This window comes from Corynebacterium heidelbergense, from assembly GCF_028609845.1.
Taxonomy (GTDB): domain Bacteria; phylum Actinomycetota; class Actinomycetes; order Mycobacteriales; family Mycobacteriaceae; genus Corynebacterium; species Corynebacterium heidelbergense.
Window position 1 is genome coordinate 2006732 of record NZ_CP063191.1, and the last position, 15941, is coordinate 2022672.

Below are 15941 nucleotides of genomic sequence, written 5' to 3' on the forward strand. Positions count from 1 at the left end.
TTCTTAGCCCTCCTGCTTCTGCTCAGCGCGCTGGCGGCGGGCACCACCGCGGCGCGGGCGCTCGCGGCGGCCGCCACGGGACTGGCGGTCATCGCGGGCGTTCATCAGGGACTCACGGCGGCCACCGACAACGTCACCCTTGTAGATCCACACCTTCACGCCAATGCGGCCGAAGGTGGTGTGGGCCTCGTAGGTGCCGTAGTCGATCTCGGCGCGTAGGGTGTGCAGCGGGACGCGACCCTCGTGGTAGCGCTCGGTGCGACCCATCTCGGCACCGCCCAGGCGGCCAGAGCACACAACCTTGATGCCCTTGACCTGCGGCTGGCGCATAGCGCCCTGGATGGCCTTGCGCATGGCGCGACGGAAGGCGACGCGGTTCGTCAACTGCTCAGCGATGGACTGGGCCACCAACTGGGCGTTCGCGTCGATGTTCTTCACCTCGAGGATGTTGAGCTGAACCTGCTTACCGGTCAGCTTCTCCAGGGCACCGCGGATGCGGTCGGCCTCGGAACCCCGGCGCCCGATGACAATGCCCGGGCGGGCGGTGTGAATGTCGACGCGGACACGGTCGTGGGTGCGCTCGATGACAACATCGGCGATACCGGCCCGATCCAGGCCCTTGGACAGGAACTCCCGGATCTTGATGTCCTCGGCGAGGTAATCGGCGTACTGCTTATCGGCGTACCAGCGGGAGCGCCACTCGGACGTGATGCCCAGCCGGAGGCCGTGGGGATGGATTTTCTGGCCCACTACTGAGCACTTCCCTTCTGGCTCTCGACGACCACGGTGATGTGGCTGGTGCGCTTGCGGACGTGGAAGGCACGACCCTGAGCGCGGGGACGGAAGCGGCGCATCGTCGGACCCTCGTCAGCGTAAGCTGCGCTCACCACGAGGGTGCGGGGGTCCAGGCCGAAATTGTTCTCGGCGTTGGCCGCTGCGGAGGCGACTACCTTGCTCACCGGCTCGGAAGCAGCCTGCGGGGCGTACTTCAGGATGGCGAGGGCGTCCTCCACGGACTTGCCCCGGATCGTGTCGATGACACGGCGGGCCTTCATCGGCGTCACACGCACGTAGCGTGCGGTGGCGCGAGCGGAGTTAATGGTCTCAGTCATGTTCTATCGACGACCCTTCTTGTCGTCCTTGACGTGACCCTTAAAGGTCTTCGTCGGTGCGAATTCGCCCAGCTTGTGTCCCACCATCGAGTCGTCGATGAAGACGGGAACATGCTTGCGGCCATCGTGCACAGCAAAGGTGTGCCCAATGAAATCCGGGAGAATGGTCGAGCGACGGGACCAGGTCTTGATGACCTGCTTGGTGCCCTTTTCGTTCTGCGCGTCCACCTTCGCTAGGAGGTGCTCGTCGACGAATGGGCCCTTCTTCAGGCTGCGTGGCATTCTCTACTACCTCCTCTTAGCGCTTCTTGTTCTTGTTGGTGCGGCGACGGCGGACGATCATCCGGTCGCTCGGGCGGTTGGGCTTGCGGGTGCGGCCCTCAGGCTGGCCCCACGGGGAAACCGGGTGACGACCACCGGAGGTCTTACCCTCACCACCACCGTGCGGGTGGTCCACGGGGTTCATGACCACACCGCGCACCGTCGGGCGAACGCCCTTCCAGCGCATCCGGCCGGCCTTGCCCCAGCGGATGTTGATCTGGTCGGCGTTGCCGACCTCACCCACGGTGGCGCGGCAACGGATGTCCACGCGGCGGATCTCGGAGGAGGGCATACGCAGGATGGCGTACTTGCCTTCCTTACCCAACAACTGGATGGACATTCCGGCAGAGCGGGCCAGCTTGGCGCCGCCGCCCGGCTTCAGCTCCACGGCGTGGATTGTCGTACCGGTGGGGATGTTGCGCAGCGGCAGGTTGTTGCCCACCTTGATGTCGGCCTCGGCGCCGGACTCGAGCAGGGCACCCTGCTGCAGGCCGCGGGGGGCGATGATATAGCGCTTCTCGCCGTCCCGGTAGTGCAGCAAAGCGATGTTGGCGGTGCGGTTCGGGTCGTACTCGATGTGAGCGACCTTCGCCACGATGCCGTCTTTGTCATTGCGACGGAAATCGATAACGCGGTAGCGGCGCTTGTGGCCGCCACCCTTGTGACGGGTGGTGATGTGGCCGTGAACGTTACGGCCGCCGCTCTTCGGCAACGGGCGCAGCAGAGACTTCTCGGGCGTCGAACGAGTGATCTCGTCGAACTTGGAGACGGAGCTCTGGCGGCGACCCGGCGTAGTCGGCTTGTACTTGCGAATAGCCATACTTGTGCTTCCTTATTACCTCTCGGTTTTCACCGTCCGCACTAGGCGGCGGTACCACCAAAGATGTCGATCGGATCGCTGCCGGCGACCAGGGTCACCATGGCGCGCTTCGTTGCCTTACGCTGGCCGTAACCGGAGCGAGAGCGCTTGCGCTTGCCCTCCCGGTTGACGGTGTTCACGCTGGCCACCTTCACGCCAAAGATCTGCTCGACGGCAATCTTGATCTGGGTCTTGTTGGAGTTCGGGTTCACCAGGAACGTGTAGACGTTCTGCTCCATCAGGCCGTAGGACTTTTCAGACACAACCGGAGCGATGATGATGTCGCGGGGATCGGCGATGGTGCTCACAGTGCCTCCTCCTTCTGGGTTTCAGCCGGGGCGGCTGCGGATTCGGCGCCGGTAGCGGGAACGCTGTGGTCCGTGGCGTCCACAACATCCTTCTTGCTCCGGTCGGCGAAATCGATGAATGCCTTCAGCGCCTCTACGGAGAACACCACGTCGTCGGCGTTGAGCACGTCGTAGGTGTTCAGCTGATCGAACACCAGGTAGTGCACGTTCGGCAGGTTGTTGATGGACTTGCGCGCAGTGATGTCCTCGCGGGTCAGCACCACCAACTGGCGCTTGCGGTTGCTCAGGCGCTCCAGGAAGGCGCGGGCGGCCTTGGTGGAGGGTACCTGGCCGGGGACCAGCTCTTCCACGACATGGATCCGTGCGTGACGGGCCCGGTCGGTAAGGGCACCGCGCAGAGCGGCGGCCTTCATCTTCTTCGGGGTCCGCTGGGAGTAGTCGCGGGGTTGCGGCCCGTGGACAATGCCACCGCCGGTGAAGTGCGGCGCGCGGATGGAACCCTGACGGGCCCGGCCGGTCCCCTTCTGGCGGAAGGGCTTGCGGCCACCGCCGCGGACCTGGCCGCGGGTCTTCGTGGCGTGCGTGCCCTGGCGCTTGGCTGCCAACTGCGCATTGACTACCTGGTGCATGAGAGCAATGCTGGCTTCCTTATCGAAGATGGAAGCGGGCAGCTCTACGGTGCCGTTGGTTGCGCCGTCGGCGGTATGGACATCGAGCGTGAGGTTACTCATGCGTGTGCACCACCCTTCACTGCGGTCTTGACGACGACGATGCCGCCGTTATTGCCGGGGATGGCCCCCTTGATCAGCAGCAGGTTGGATTCTGCGTCGATCTTGGCGACCTTCAGGTTCTGGAGGGTCACCTTGTTGCTGCCCATGCGGCCTGCCATGCGCTTGCCTTTGAACACACGTCCGGGGGTAGCGGCCTGGCCGATGGAGCCAACGCGGCGGTGGGCGGCCTGGTTACCGTGCCCGGCACCCTGGCCGGCGAAGCCGTGGCGCTTCATGCCACCGGCGTAACCCTTGCCCTTGGAAATGCCCGTGACGTCCACGAACTTCACATCGTTGAAGATGTCCACGGTGATGTCCTGGCCCACCTGGTAGCCGGAGGCGTCCTCCAGGCGGATCTCGGCCACGTGGCGGCGCGGGGTGACCCCGGCCTTCTTGAAGTGGCCCGTCGCCGGCTTGTTGACCTTGCGGGGGTCAATCTCGCCGTAGGCGATCTGGACGGCTTCATAGCCATCGGTTTCGTTGGTGCGCACCTGGGTGACCACGCACGGCCCAGCTTCCACGACGGTGACCGGAACGACCCGGTTGTCCTCGTCGAAGATCTGGGTCATGCCGAGCTTCTTGCCCAGGATGCCCTTGATCTCAGTTTCACTCATTCTTTGTTCTCCGCTGCCTCGAGTGCCTTAGGCCTCAAGTGCTGTGTTGATTCTCGGCCCTGGGCTTACTGAATGTTGACGTCGACGCTCGCCGGCAGGTCGATGCGCATAAGCGCGTCCACCGTCTTCGGCGTGGGGTCGAGGATGTCGATCAGACGCTTGTGGGTGCGCATCTCGAAGTGCTCGCGCGAGTCCTTGTACTTGTGGGGCGAACGGATGACGCAGTACACGTTCTTTTCGGTGGGCAACGGCACGGGACCGACGACGCGGGCACCGGTACGAGTCACCGTCTCGACGATCTTCTTCGCGGAAGCGTCGATTGCCTCATGGTCGTAGGCCTTGAGCCTGATGCGGATCTTCTGTCCCGCCACGCTTTTCCTTTTCCTCAGCGCCCCGCCCGGCCGGATGGGCTAGCCCGAAGGTTTCCGGTCTTTGAGTACCTAGTTCCCCTCCCCCTTGATGCTCTCCCCGGCGAATCGTCGGGGTTGCGCGGGGAGTTCTAGGGACCGGTCCGGTCTAGCCGCGGTGGCCGTGTGGCGCGCTTCTTGTCTCGTCCTGTGGTGCGCCCGCCATCGTCCCCGTCGTGGGGTTTTCATGGTGGACGCCAGGAACGTGTTCGTTGGTTCCAAGTTCATCAGACGTGCCAGTGTGTTGTTCGAGCAGGGGTCTCATGAACGAGGAAAGTGGGCTAGACCGTGTTCCAACTCGACCATCGCGCAGGCATTTCGGTGTCCCCAGGCAGTTTCTGCTGGTCTACCTGGGGCCCGCGTTGGCGATCGGGCCGGGGCGCGGAGGTTTTCGCACCACGGGCTAGTGTTTAACGCTGTTCATTTGACATGCTCCACTCCGGCACCCGCAGTCGGGCGTGTCACGCCCGTTCTGCGCATAACCGCACACCAATTCCCACCCACTGTATGTGGGCGATGAACCGCTGCGAGGGATCATGCTCGCTTTACCATCGTCAGCCGCGTGGCCGTCCGCCGGCGTCAACTGGTTCCGGTACGGCCTAGTTGAACTGTTCTTCAGATTCGGTCGGCTGCGACTGACGTGTCAAAGCAACGCTGAGTATTCAACCACAGGCCCGGGCATCCGCCCAAATTCCGGGCCCCCACCGCGCGCAGCCCTCGGCGTGTCGCAGCCGTAAGCTATGAGGGAGGCTCCTGTTGGGGGTTCACCCGTCAGCCGAGCCCTAGATTGCTGAAAGAGAGTGTGAGTTCAACGATGCCAGCCACCACGGGCCATTCTGGTCATTTCCGCGAGGACCCAGAGTACATCCGCCGGAGGCGTGCCATTATCCGGCGCTACCACCCCGACCGTGGCGGCTCAGACGAGGCGTTAGTGCGGGCATTGCGGGAATTGGACGAGCAGTGGTCCCGAAAGTCTTACTTGCGGCATCAGGTAGAGCAGTTGCGCCCCCCATTCATCTCCCGCGAGGTGGCTTTGCAGGCCGTCAATACGGCCGAGGATATCGCCGCGGGGATGCAGCAGCGCGCTGCGGGCTTGAACCGTCGCGCCGGTGACGTTCGGCAACAAGCTCGTTCGGCCTGGGTGCAGCGGGACAAACTCCGCGATCTGAGCCCGGGTGACGTGGGGCGCGCCGCGGTTCGGGTTTCGAGTCGCGCCTCCGGGATCGCGGCTGAGCGCCTGCGTCGGCGGGCTCGCCGAAAGAAGAATGGCTAGGGGTCCTCGCGTGCAGCCCCCGCAGCAGGTAGCACGCACGGCAAAATCCCCGCAACAGGGGCAGAGACCCTGTTGCGGGGCTTGAACTGTCCTTCCCTCTTCGAGGTAAGGACAGTTCCTCCCCGAGGGGGAGGAGCGGGGATCAACCTTTTACTTGGTGATCTTGGTGACGCGGCCGGCGCCGACGGTGCGGCCACCTTCGCGGATGGCGAAGCGCAGGCCCTCGTCCATCGCGACCGGCTGAATCAGGGTGACGGACATGTCGACGTTGTCGCCAGGCATGACCATGTCGGTGCCCTCCGGCAGCTTCACCACACCGGTCACGTCCGTGGTACGGAAGTAGAACTGCGGGCGGTAGTTGTCGAAGAACGGGGTGTGGCGGCCGCCCTCATCCTTGGACAGGATGTAGACGGAGCCCTCGAACTCGGTGTGGGGGGTGTAGGCGCCGGGCTTAGCTACGATCTGGCCACGCTCGACGTCCTCGCGCTTGAGACCACGCAGCAGCAGGGCGGCGTTGTCGCCGGCCTCGGCGGAGTCCAGCAGCTTGTTGAACATCTCGATGGAGGTCACCGTGGTCTTCTGGGACTTCTCGCGGATACCCAGGATCTCCACCTCTTCGTTGAGGCTGAGCTGGCCACGCTCCACACGACCGGTAACCACGGTGCCGCGGCCGGTGATGGTGAAGATGTCCTCGATCGGCATCAGGAAGGGCTTGTCGGTTTCGCGAACCGGATCCGGGATGGAGTCGTCGCAAGCCTGCATGAGCTCGACGATCTTCTCGGTCCACTCAGCGTCGCCCTCAAGGGCCTTCAGAGCGGAAATGTGCACAACGGGGGCTTCCTCGTCGTACTCCTGGTCGGCGAGCAGCTCGCGAACCTCCATCTCGACGAGCTCCAAAAGCTCCTCGTCGTCAACCATGTCGCACTTGTTCAGGGCAACGAGGATGTAGGGCACGCCCACCTGACGGGCGAGCAGCACGTGCTCGCGGGTCTGCGGCATGGGGCCGTCGGTGGCGGCAACGACGAGGATTGCGCCGTCCATCTGAGCAGCGCCGGTGATCATGTTCTTGATGTAGTCGGCGTGGCCCGGAGCGTCCACGTGTGCGTAGTGGCGCTTCTCCGTCTGGTACTCCACGTGGGAGATGTTGATGGTGATGCCGCGCTCCTTCTCTTCCGGCGCCTTGTCGATGGCGTCGAAAGCGAAGGACTTGTTCTCGTCCGGGAACTTGTCGGCGAGAACCTTGGTGATAGCGGCAGTCGTGGTGGTCTTGCCGTGGTCGACGTGACCGATGGTGCCGATGTTAACGTGCGGCTTAGTACGCTCGAACTTAGCCTTCGCCACTGTGTGTCCTCCTGGACTTCCTCGGTGGCTACGACTCTCGCAGCCACATTGCTTTATCGTCAGTCCGGAGTTCTTCCCGCCCGCTGTCCTTATGGTTCTGAGGTCGCGGGCCTCGGTATCTCCGGGCTTTCTTTGTTGCCGGTTACAGCATGTTGTGTGCATCTCTGGGCTGGGCACGGCAGGTTACCGCTGATGCTCTTTCACCCATTGACACATGGACTGGGTAACGGCCAGCACAACGCATACTACGCTACGGTGGGCGGGAGCGAAAAAGCTCCCCCGGTGTGGGAACTGCACTGCAGCTCTTGTCGGTGGTATGCCCCGAGCTGGCCCCTACCCTCCGGCGCCCGCTGGGCGAGCGTCGGATTTCGCACATTTGGAGAAGGTGAACGCAACGTCCGCCTCCTTCCGATGCGCAAGGGGAACGGCGGTCTTTAGGCGTTACCGCCAGTGCGCTCGGCGATGATCTCCTGGGCCACGTTGGTAGGCACCTCCGCGTAGGAGTCGAAGATCATAGTGTAGTTGGCGCGACCCTGGGTCTTGGACCGCAGATCGCCCACGTAGCCGAACATCTGGGACAGCGGCACCCGTGCCTTGACGACCTTCGCTCCGGAGCGGTCCTCCATAGAGGAAACCTGCCCACGGCGGGAGTTCACGTCGCCGATCACTTCACCCATGTACTCCTCGGGGGTGATGACCTCCACAGCCATCATGGGCTCCAGCAGCACGGGCTTAGCCTTGGCCACGGCCTCCTTCAGCGCCTGCGAACCGGCGAGCTTGAAGGCCATTTCGGAGGAGTCCACCTCGTGGTAGGCACCATCGAGGATGGTGGCCTTAATGTTCACCAGCGGGAACCCGGCGAGGTAGCCGTACTGCATGGCGTCCTGGATACCGGCGTCCACGGAGGGGATGTACTCCTTGGGCACGCGGCCACCGGTGACAGCGTTCTCGAACACGTAGTTCTCCTCGCTACCTTCCTCCGGCTCGTAGGGCTCGATGGCGATGATGACGCGGGCGAACTGGCCGGAACCACCGGTCTGCTTCTTGTGGGTGTATTCCAGCTTCTCCACCGGCTTGCGGATGGTCTCGCGGTAAGCCACCTGGGGGGCCCCCACGTTGGCTTCCACCTTGAACTCGCGCTTCATGCGGTCCACCAGCACGTCTAGGTGGAGCTCGCCCATCCCGCCGATGACGGTCTGGCCGGTCTCTTCGTCCAGCTTCACCGTGAAGGTCGGGTCCTCTTCGGCGAGCTTCTGGATGGCGGTACCCAGCTTCTCCTGGTCGGACTTGGTCTTCGGCTCGATGGCCACCTCGATCACGGGGTCCGGGAAGTCCATGGATTCCAGGATGATCGGGTTCTGTAGGTCGCAGAGGGTGTCACCGGTGGTGGTGTCCTTCAGGCCGATGAAGGCGTAGATGTGACCCGCCGAGGCCTTCTCCACCGGCTGCTCCTTGTTGGAGTGCATCTGGAAGAGCTTGCCGACGCGCTCCTTCTTGCCCTTGGTGGAGTTGGAGACCTGGGCGCCGGACTCCACGGAGCCCGAGTACACGCGGACGTAGGTCAGCTTGCCGAAGAACGGGTGCACTGCGACCTTGAAAGCCAGTGCGGAGAAGGGTTCATCGCGGGAAGGCTTGCGGATGAGCTCCTTCTCGGGGTCCTTGACATCGTGGCCCTTGATGGAACCAACGTCCATCGGGTTGGGCAGGAAGTCGATGACGGCGTCCAGCATCGGCTGCACACCCTTGTTCTTGTAAGCGGAGCCACAATAGACCGGGTAGACCTCAGAGTTGATGGTCAGCTTGCGAATCTGGGTCTTCAGCTCGTCGATAGTAATCTCTTCACCGGCAAAGTAGCGCTCCATGAGCTCCTCGTCGGATTCGGCCACCGTCTCAATGAGCCTCTCGCGGTATTCCTCGGCCTTATCCTGCAGGTCAGCCGGAATGTCCTCGATGGTCGGCTCGGTGCCGATCTCGGTGACGCCGGGCCACATCAGGGCCTTCATCTGGAGCAGGTCAACCACGCCGTCGAAGTCGTCCTCAGCACCAATGGGGAGCTCCATCACCAGCGGCTTCGCGCCGAGGCGGTTGATGATGGTGTCCACGGTGAAGTAGAAGTCAGCGCCCAGCTTGTCCATCTTGTTGACGAAGCAGATACGCGGGACGTCGTACTTGTCGGCCTGGCGCCACACCTGCTCGGACTGCGGCTCCACACCTTCCTTGGCGTCGAACACTGCCACCGCACCGTCCAGCACGCGCAGGGAACGCTCCACCTCCACGGTGAAGTCCACGTGCCCCGGCGTGTCGATGATGTTGATCTGGTTTTCGTGCCAGAAACAGGTAGTCGCGGCGGAGGTGATGGTGATGCCGCGTTCCTTCTCCTGCTCCATCCAGTCCATCGTGGACGCACCGTCGTGGGTCTCACCGACCTTACGGTTAATGCCGGTGTAGAAGAGGATGCGTTCGGTGGTGGTGGTCTTACCGGCATCGATGTGTGCCATGATGCCGATGTTGCGGACCTTCTTAAGGTCAGTCAGCGCTTCAAGTGCCACTGTGGGTAACCCCGCTCATGCTTTCGTGTTTGAGCGACCCGGACCTTAAGGATTCTGCGCGAAGTGTTAAGGCCGAACGAGCCGCAGGCGTTTATGTACTCGATCTATTGTGCCAGTGTCTGGCGGTTTCGTCGCGGCGAGGAAGTTACCAGCGGTAGTGGGCGAAGGCACGGTTAGCCTCGGCCATCTTGTGGGTATCCTCGCGACGCTTGACGGATGCACCCAAGCCGTTGGAGGCATCCAGGATCTCGTTTGCCAGGCGCTCGGTCATCGTGTTCTCGCGGCGTTGCCGGGTGAAGGTCACCAACCAGCGCAAAGCAAGGGTGGTGGAACGACCGGGGCGGACCTCGATAGGCACCTGGTAGGTGGCGCCGCCGACGCGGCGGGAGCGAACCTCAAGTGCGGGCTTGACGTTGTCCAGAGCCTTCTTGAGGGTCAGTACCGGGTCGGTTCCGGTCTTCTCGCGGCACTGCTCCAGGGCGCCGTAGACGATGCGCTCTGCAGTGGACTTCTTGCCGTCCAACAGCACCTTGTTGACCAGCTGGGAGACGAGGACGTCCCCGTAGACCGGATCCTTGGGCAGCGGACGGGCGGGTGCGGGGCCCTTACGTGGCATTGTTTACTTCTCCTTCTTCGCGCCGTAGCGGGAACGTGCCTGCTTGCGATCCTTCACGCCCTGGGTATCCAGGGAGCCGCGGATGATCTTGTAGCGAACACCGGGGAGGTCCTTCACACGGCCGCCGCGCACGAGGACCATGGAGTGCTCCTGGAGGTTGTGGCCCTCGCCGGGGATGTAGGCGGAAACCTCGATACCGGAGGTCAGCCGAACACGGGCGACCTTACGGAGGGCGGAGTTCGGCTTCTTCGGCGTGGTGGTGTACACGCGGGTGCACACGCCGCGGCGCTGGGGGGAACCCTTCAGTGCGGCGGTCTTCACTTTCGCCGTCTTGTCGTGGCGGCCCTTGCGGACCAGCTGCTGGATTGTAGGCATGTACCGACTTTCTGGATCTACGGTGCGGACTCGGTTGGGCTTTCTCTGGCGGCGTACCTCGCTGGGAGGCGGGGGTAGCCTCGGTCAGCCAATGCAACGGTTTTTAAACGTGCGCAAACCCCTCAGCCGCTTTCGCTGGCCTACGGGGTGAGAGTGAGAATCCTTATTGTGACCACAGGTCACACGGTGTTTTAGCACCGGGATTGTCCACATTGGCTGGGACTAGCTGCTAAGACTACCGAAGGTCGGCCCGGTGCTCCAAATTCATTCTGGACGCCAGGAGCGGCGCGCTACCTGAGCGGCCTCCTTGGCTGCGATTCTCAGCTTCACTGGACCGGGAACGCTGACCCTCCCAGCCCGCACAGCCTCGGCCGGCATTCGGTCAATGCGGTTGTTAAGCTCCTCGAACAACCCCGCCGCCGCGGCCACCCCGACCTGGGCCCCACTGGGCAGCCCCGGCAGGGCAGCGCGCGCGACCCGCAGATCCTGCTGAATGTCCCGGACCAGGTGGGCTTTCGTCTCCTCCGTAAGTCCCCGCTGCTGAATCTCCGGGAAGTACACCCGCCCCAGATGTCCCTCGTCCTGGGCGAAGTCCCGCAGGAAGTTCACCTTCTGGAAAGCCGCGCCCAGGGCTCGGGCACCTCGATCCAGTTCGGCCCGCGCGCCGGGAGTGGCGTCCTCACCCGAGAGAAAAACCGAAACGCACAACAACCCGATGACTTCCGCTGAACCGTAGATGTATTCCCCCAGGCTCTCCGGATCGTGGGTGGCCTGGGAGAGATCCATTCGCATGGAACGGAAGAACGCCCGGACGTGATCCGGATTGAAGCGGCAGCGTCGGGCCGTTTCCGCGTAGGCGTGCAGGACGGGATCCACGTGAAAGTGCAGGTCGGGCGCTGCTAATACCGCGCGCTCGTAGTTGTCGAGGGCCCGGGCGACTTGCTCGGCGGTCAGCCCGGCTTCCTCGGCAGTGCCATCGACGATCTCGTCGGCGATGCGGACCATGGCATAGAGGTTCGCTATATCCCGGCGCATGGCCGATGGAAGGAGGTTCGTCGCCAGGGAAAAACTGCTGGAATAGGAAGAAATGACACGCCCCGCCGCCCGGATGGACATTGCGTTATACCGGTCCAGCAAGGATGGGGAAGGGCAACTCATACCACGGAGGCTACCTGGTTTGCGCCGGGCCCCGTGAGGCTGGCGGCGATGGGCGACTGTTCGACTTATCTGATGGAAGCTCAACAGGGACACAAAAAAGGGGGGACGGCCCCCTCTCCCCTTCGCCAGGAGAGAGTGGACCGTCCCCGCTTGCTTGCGCTCCGCGGCCTGTTACGCCCTACCGTTTGCTGGGCTCCGCGGCGGGCTACATGCCCATGTCATCCAGGGGCACTGCGGCACCGGTGAACTCGCCGTAGCCATCGTCGCTGTAGAAGCCGTCGCCGAAGCTGTTCGGCAGGGAGTAGGCAGCGGCGCGCGCCTCCTCCGTCGGCTCCACCGTGATGTTGCGGTAGCGGGAGATACCCGTGCCAGCCGGGATCAACTTACCGATGATCACGTTCTCCTTCAGGCCGATGAGCTTATCGGAGCGCTTGTTGATGGCGGCATCCGTGAGCACACGCGTCGTCTCCTGGAAGGAGGCGGCGGACAGCCAGGACTCGGTAGCCAGGGAGGCCTTGGTGATGCCCATGATCTCGGCACGCACCTCCACCGGGCGGCCACCGGTCTTCACGGCCTCCTTGGAGGCGGCCACGGCATCCGCGTGCTCCACCAGGGAGCCCGGCAGGAACTCCGTGGAGCCGGAGTCGATGACCGTCACGCGGCGCAGCATCTGGCGCACGATGATCTCGATGTGCTTGTCGTGAATAGCCACACCCTGGTCCCGGTAGACCTTCTGGACCTCGCCGATGAGGTGCTGCTGCACCCCGCGGCGGCCGAGGACGCGCAGAACCTCGTGGGGGTCCGCGGCGCCCTTGAGGAGCTGCTGGCCCATCTTGATGTGGTCGCCATTGCGGATCGGGCGCTCCACGCCACCGGTGCCCAGCGAGGCCAGGCCCTGGCGCTTGGAGAGCTTTTCGTACACGACGTCGTCCGAGCCGTCGTCGGGCTGGATCGTCAGCGTGTAGAAGTGCTCGTCGTCCTCCAGCTTGACGGTGCCGTCCACGGAAGCGATCGGGGACTTCGCCTTGGGCACGCGGGCCTCGAACAGCTCCTGCACACGGGGCAGACCGCCGGTGATGTCGCCACCAACGCCACCGAGGTGGAAGGTACGCATCGTCAACTGGGTACCGGGCTCGCCGATGGACTGGGCGGCCACGATGCCCACGGCCTCACCGATCTCGACCTTCTTGCCGGTCGCCATGGACTTGCCGTAGCAGGTGGAGCATACGCCGGTGGCGGTGGCGCAGGTCAGCACGGAGCGAACCTTCACCTCCGGCACCCCGCGGGCGATGAGCTCTTCCAGCTCAACCTCGCCCACCACGTTGCCGGCCGGTAGTACCACGTCGCCAGCCAGGTCCTTGGCATCGGCAGCGAGGTAGCGGCCGACCACGGAGGTCTCCACGAAGTCGGCCCGCACGAAGGTGCCAGTGGGCTTGCCCTCGGCGTCCGTCACCGCGGTGGAGACCGGCAGCACAACGCCCTGGGAGGTGCCGCAGTCGTCCTCGCGAACGATGACGTCCTGGGCCACATCCACGAGGCGGCGGGTCAGGTAACCGGAGTCTGCGGTACGCAGCGCCGTGTCGGCCAGGCCCTTGCGGGAGCCGTGGGAGTTGTTGAAATACTCGAGCACGGACAGGCCCTCGCGGAAGGAGGTCTTCACCGGGCGGGTGATGTACTCACCGCGGGAGTTCGTCACCATGCCCTTCATGCCGGCCAGGGTCCAGATCTGGCGCATGTTACCGGCCGCACCGGACTTCACGATCATGGGGATCGGGTTGTCGTCCGGGTACAGATCCTCCACGGACTGGCCAACGAAGTCCGTCGCTTCCTTCCACAGGTCCACGAGGGACTGGTAGCGCTCGGCCTCGTTGATCTTGCCGCGGGCTAGCTTCTTCTCAATGACGCGGGCCTTGGCCTCGTAGCTGTCCAGCACCTCTGCCTTGTTGGGCAGCACGAGCACGTCGTGCATGGTGATGGTCACGCCAGAGCGGGTGGCCCAGTAGAAGCCGGCGTCCTTCATCTTGTCCACGGTCTGCGCCACGGTGATCATGGGGTACTTCGCGGCGAGGTCGTTGATGACGGCAGCCTGCGGCTTCTTGGCCATCACGCCCTCCACGTAGGGGTAGTTCCACGGCAGCAGCTCGTTGAACAGGACCCGGCCGAGGGTGGTATCGGCCAACCACGTCTGGCCGCGCTCCCACCCATCGGGGAACAGTTCGGCCTCAACATCCGCAGACGGGCGCAGGTGGCTGATCCGCACCTTGATCGGTGCCTGCAGCCCCAGCACGCCTCGGTCGTAGGCCATGATGGCCTCCGCCAAGGAGGAGTACACGCCCTGCGCCGGAGCCTCCTGCGTGGCCGGGCTGTAGGCACCCTGGCCGCCAACTTCGTTGCGCCCCTTGACCAACGTCAGGTAGTACAGGCCGGTCACCATGTCCAGGCGCGGCATGGCCAGCGGCTTGCCCGATGCGGGGGACAAAATATTGTTGGACGCCAACATCAATACGCGCGCCTCGGCCTGTGCTTCGGCAGACAGCGGCAGGTGCACGGCCATCTGGTCGCCGTCGAAGTCCGCGTTGAATGCCTCACAGGCCAGCGGGTGCAACTGGATGGCCTTGCCCTCCACGAGAATGGGCTCGAAGGCCTGGATGCCCAGGCGGTGCAGGGTTGGTGCACGGTTGAGCATCACCGGGTGTTCGGCGATGGCCTCCTCCAGCACGTCCCACACCTCGGGGCGCTGGCGCTCCACCATCCGCTTGGCGGACTTGATGTTCTGGGCGTAGCTCTTCTCCACCAGTCGCTTCATCACGAACGGCTTGAACAGCTCCAGGGCCATGAGTTTCGGCAGACCACACTGGTGCAGCTTGAGCTGGGGGCCGACGATGATCACGGAACGCCCGGAGTAGTCCACGCGCTTACCCAGCAGGTTCTGGCGGAAGCGGCCCTGCTTGCCCTTGAGCAGGTCGGACAGGGACTTCAGGGGACGGTTACCGGGACCCGTGACGGGGCGGCCCCGGCGGCCGTTGTCGAACAGCGCGTCCACGGACTCCTGCAGCATGCGCTTCTCGTTGTTCACGATGATTTCGGGGGCCCCGAGGTCCAGCATGCGCTTGAGCCGGTTGTTCCGGTTGATGACGCGGCGGTACAGGTCGTTGAGGTCGCTGGTGGCGAAGCGTCCACCGTCGAGCTGGACCATCGGCCGCAGCTCCGGCGGAATGACGGGGATGGAGTCCAGGACCATACCCGCGGGATCGTTTCCGGAGCGCAGGAAGGCGGCCACGACCTTGAGGCGCTTGAGGGCGCGCAGCTTCTTCTGGCCCTTACCGTCACGGATGATCTCGCGGAGGTTGTCCGCCTCGGCCTCCAGATCGAAGCTGCGGATGAGCTTCTGGATGGACTCGGCGCCCATGCCGCCGGTGAAGTAATCCTCGTAGCGGTCGACAAGCTCGTTATAGATGTTCTCATCCACGATCATCTGCTTGGGGGCCAGCTTGACGAAGGTGTTCCAGATCTCGTCCAGGCGGTCCACTTCGCGCTCGGCGCGCTCGCGGATGTGGCGCATCTCGCGCTCGGCCGCAGTCTGCACCTTGCGCTTGGCATCGTTCTTAGCGCCCGCAGCCTCCAGCTCGGCGAGGTCAGCCTCGAGCTTTTTGGAACGCTCGGCCAACTCGTTATCGCGGTCGACCTCCACTTCCTTCTTCTCCAGCAGCATCTCCGCCTCAAGGGTGGACTGGTCGTTGTGGCGACCCTCTTCGTCCACGGTGGTGATGATGTTGGCGGCGAAGTAGATGATCTTCTCCAGATCCTTCGGAGCCAGGTCCAGCAGGTAGCCCAGGCGGGAGGGCACGCCCTTGAAGTACCAGATGTGCGTGACCGGAGCGGCCAGCTCGATGTGGCCCATCCGCTCACGGCGCACCTTGGACTTGGTCACTTCCACGCCGCAGCGCTCGCAGATAATGCCCTTGTAACGAACGCGCTTGTACTTGCCGCAGGCACACTCCCAGTCGCGAGTGGGCCCGAAGATCCGCTCGCAGAAGAGACCGTCCTTTTCCGGCTTCAGCGTGCGGTAGTTGATGGTCTCCGGCTTTTTAACCTCGCCCCGGGACCAGCGGCGGATGTCATCGGCAGTGGCGAGCCCGATGCGGAGCTCATCGAAGAAATTGACGTCCAGCACGTGGACTTCCTTTCCCCTCCGTTACGCGGAGGGCTTCATTTTTCGCGGTGCTTGTGTCTGTGGT

Annotated in this window: 14 protein-coding genes and 1 pseudogene; 1 reads left to right on the top strand and 14 read right to left on the bottom strand. The window is 63.8% G+C overall.

From position 1 onward, the window contains the following. Nucleotides 1-3 precede the first annotated feature (3 nt). The 8 genes and pseudogenes from rpsC to rpsJ all read right to left on the bottom strand — a co-directional run bounded on the left by rpsC (nt 4) and on the right by rpsJ (nt 4355). Nucleotides 4-750 (bottom strand): 30S ribosomal protein S3, encoded by a 747-nt coding sequence (rpsC, locus tag CHEID_RS08900; RefSeq protein WP_112768819.1) that lies wholly within the window; start codon nt 748-750, stop codon nt 4-6. Then, a complete protein-coding gene (gene rplV, locus CHEID_RS08905; RefSeq protein WP_112768818.1) occupies nt 750-1112 on the bottom strand; it encodes a 50S ribosomal protein L22 in 363 nt (120 codons plus the stop codon). The genes rpsC and rplV overlap by 1 nt, the downstream gene beginning before the upstream one ends. Nucleotides 1113-1115: 3 nt before the next feature. Then, nucleotides 1116-1394: a 30S ribosomal protein S19 gene (rpsS, locus tag CHEID_RS08910; protein WP_010269028.1), complete on the bottom strand. Its 279-nt coding sequence runs from the start codon at nt 1392-1394 to the stop codon at nt 1116-1118. A gap of 16 nt (nt 1395-1410) precedes the next feature. Further along, nucleotides 1411-2253 (bottom strand): 50S ribosomal protein L2, encoded by an 843-nt coding sequence (rplB, locus tag CHEID_RS08915; RefSeq protein WP_112768817.1) that lies wholly within the window; start codon nt 2251-2253, stop codon nt 1411-1413. Between the two features lie 41 nt (nt 2254-2294). After that, on the bottom strand, nt 2295-2600 hold the full coding sequence (rplW, locus tag CHEID_RS08920; RefSeq protein WP_112768816.1) for a 50S ribosomal protein L23: 306 nt from the start codon (nt 2598-2600) through the stop codon (nt 2295-2297). Nucleotides 2601-2689: 89 nt separating this feature from the next. Next, nucleotides 2690-3331: pseudogene (rplD, locus tag CHEID_RS08925) on the bottom strand (50S ribosomal protein L4); the annotation flags it as partial. Beyond that, nucleotides 3328-3984: a 50S ribosomal protein L3 gene (gene rplC, locus CHEID_RS08930; protein ID WP_112768814.1), complete on the bottom strand. Its 657-nt coding sequence runs from the start codon at nt 3982-3984 to the stop codon at nt 3328-3330. The pseudogene rplD and the gene rplC, both read right to left, overlap by 4 nt. A gap of 65 nt (nt 3985-4049) precedes the next feature. Continuing rightward, the gene (gene rpsJ, locus CHEID_RS08935) at nt 4050-4355 is read right to left on the bottom strand and encodes a 30S ribosomal protein S10 (protein ID WP_010120790.1); all 306 of its coding nucleotides are present in this window, start codon (nt 4353-4355) and stop codon (nt 4050-4052) included. An 838-nt stretch (nt 4356-5193) separates the two neighbouring features. On the opposite strand from rpsJ, the gene CHEID_RS08940 reads away from it, so the two are divergent. Further along, the gene (locus tag CHEID_RS08940) at nt 5194-5664 is read left to right on the top strand and encodes a hypothetical protein (RefSeq protein ID WP_273661105.1); all 471 of its coding nucleotides are present in this window, start codon (nt 5194-5196) and stop codon (nt 5662-5664) included. A 150-nt stretch (nt 5665-5814) separates the two neighbouring features. Here the strand turns inward: CHEID_RS08940 and tuf are convergent, their stop codons facing one another. The 6 genes from tuf to CHEID_RS08970 form a co-directional block, all read right to left on the bottom strand. Further along, nucleotides 5815-7005, bottom strand: coding sequence for an elongation factor Tu (gene tuf / locus CHEID_RS08945; RefSeq protein ID WP_112768812.1), 1191 nt, complete (start codon nt 7003-7005; stop codon nt 5815-5817). A gap of 434 nt (nt 7006-7439) precedes the next feature. Then, complete coding sequence (gene fusA, locus CHEID_RS08950; RefSeq protein WP_112768811.1) at nt 7440-9554, bottom strand: elongation factor G; 2115 nt, start codon at nt 9552-9554, stop codon at nt 7440-7442. A gap of 145 nt (nt 9555-9699) precedes the next feature. Further along, nucleotides 9700-10170 (bottom strand): 30S ribosomal protein S7, encoded by a 471-nt coding sequence (rpsG, locus tag CHEID_RS08955; protein ID WP_112768810.1) that lies wholly within the window; start codon nt 10168-10170, stop codon nt 9700-9702. 3 nt (nt 10171-10173) lie between these two features. Then, the gene (gene rpsL / locus CHEID_RS08960) at nt 10174-10545 is read right to left on the bottom strand and encodes a 30S ribosomal protein S12 (RefSeq protein WP_112768809.1); all 372 of its coding nucleotides are present in this window, start codon (nt 10543-10545) and stop codon (nt 10174-10176) included. 264 nt (nt 10546-10809) lie between these two features. Beyond that, complete coding sequence (locus CHEID_RS08965; protein ID WP_112768808.1) at nt 10810-11703, bottom strand: phytoene/squalene synthase family protein; 894 nt, start codon at nt 11701-11703, stop codon at nt 10810-10812. A 205-nt stretch (nt 11704-11908) separates the two neighbouring features. Continuing rightward, on the bottom strand, nt 11909-15877 hold the full coding sequence (locus CHEID_RS08970) for a DNA-directed RNA polymerase subunit beta' (protein ID WP_112768807.1): 3969 nt from the start codon (nt 15875-15877) through the stop codon (nt 11909-11911). Between the last annotated feature and the right edge of the window lie 64 nt (nt 15878-15941).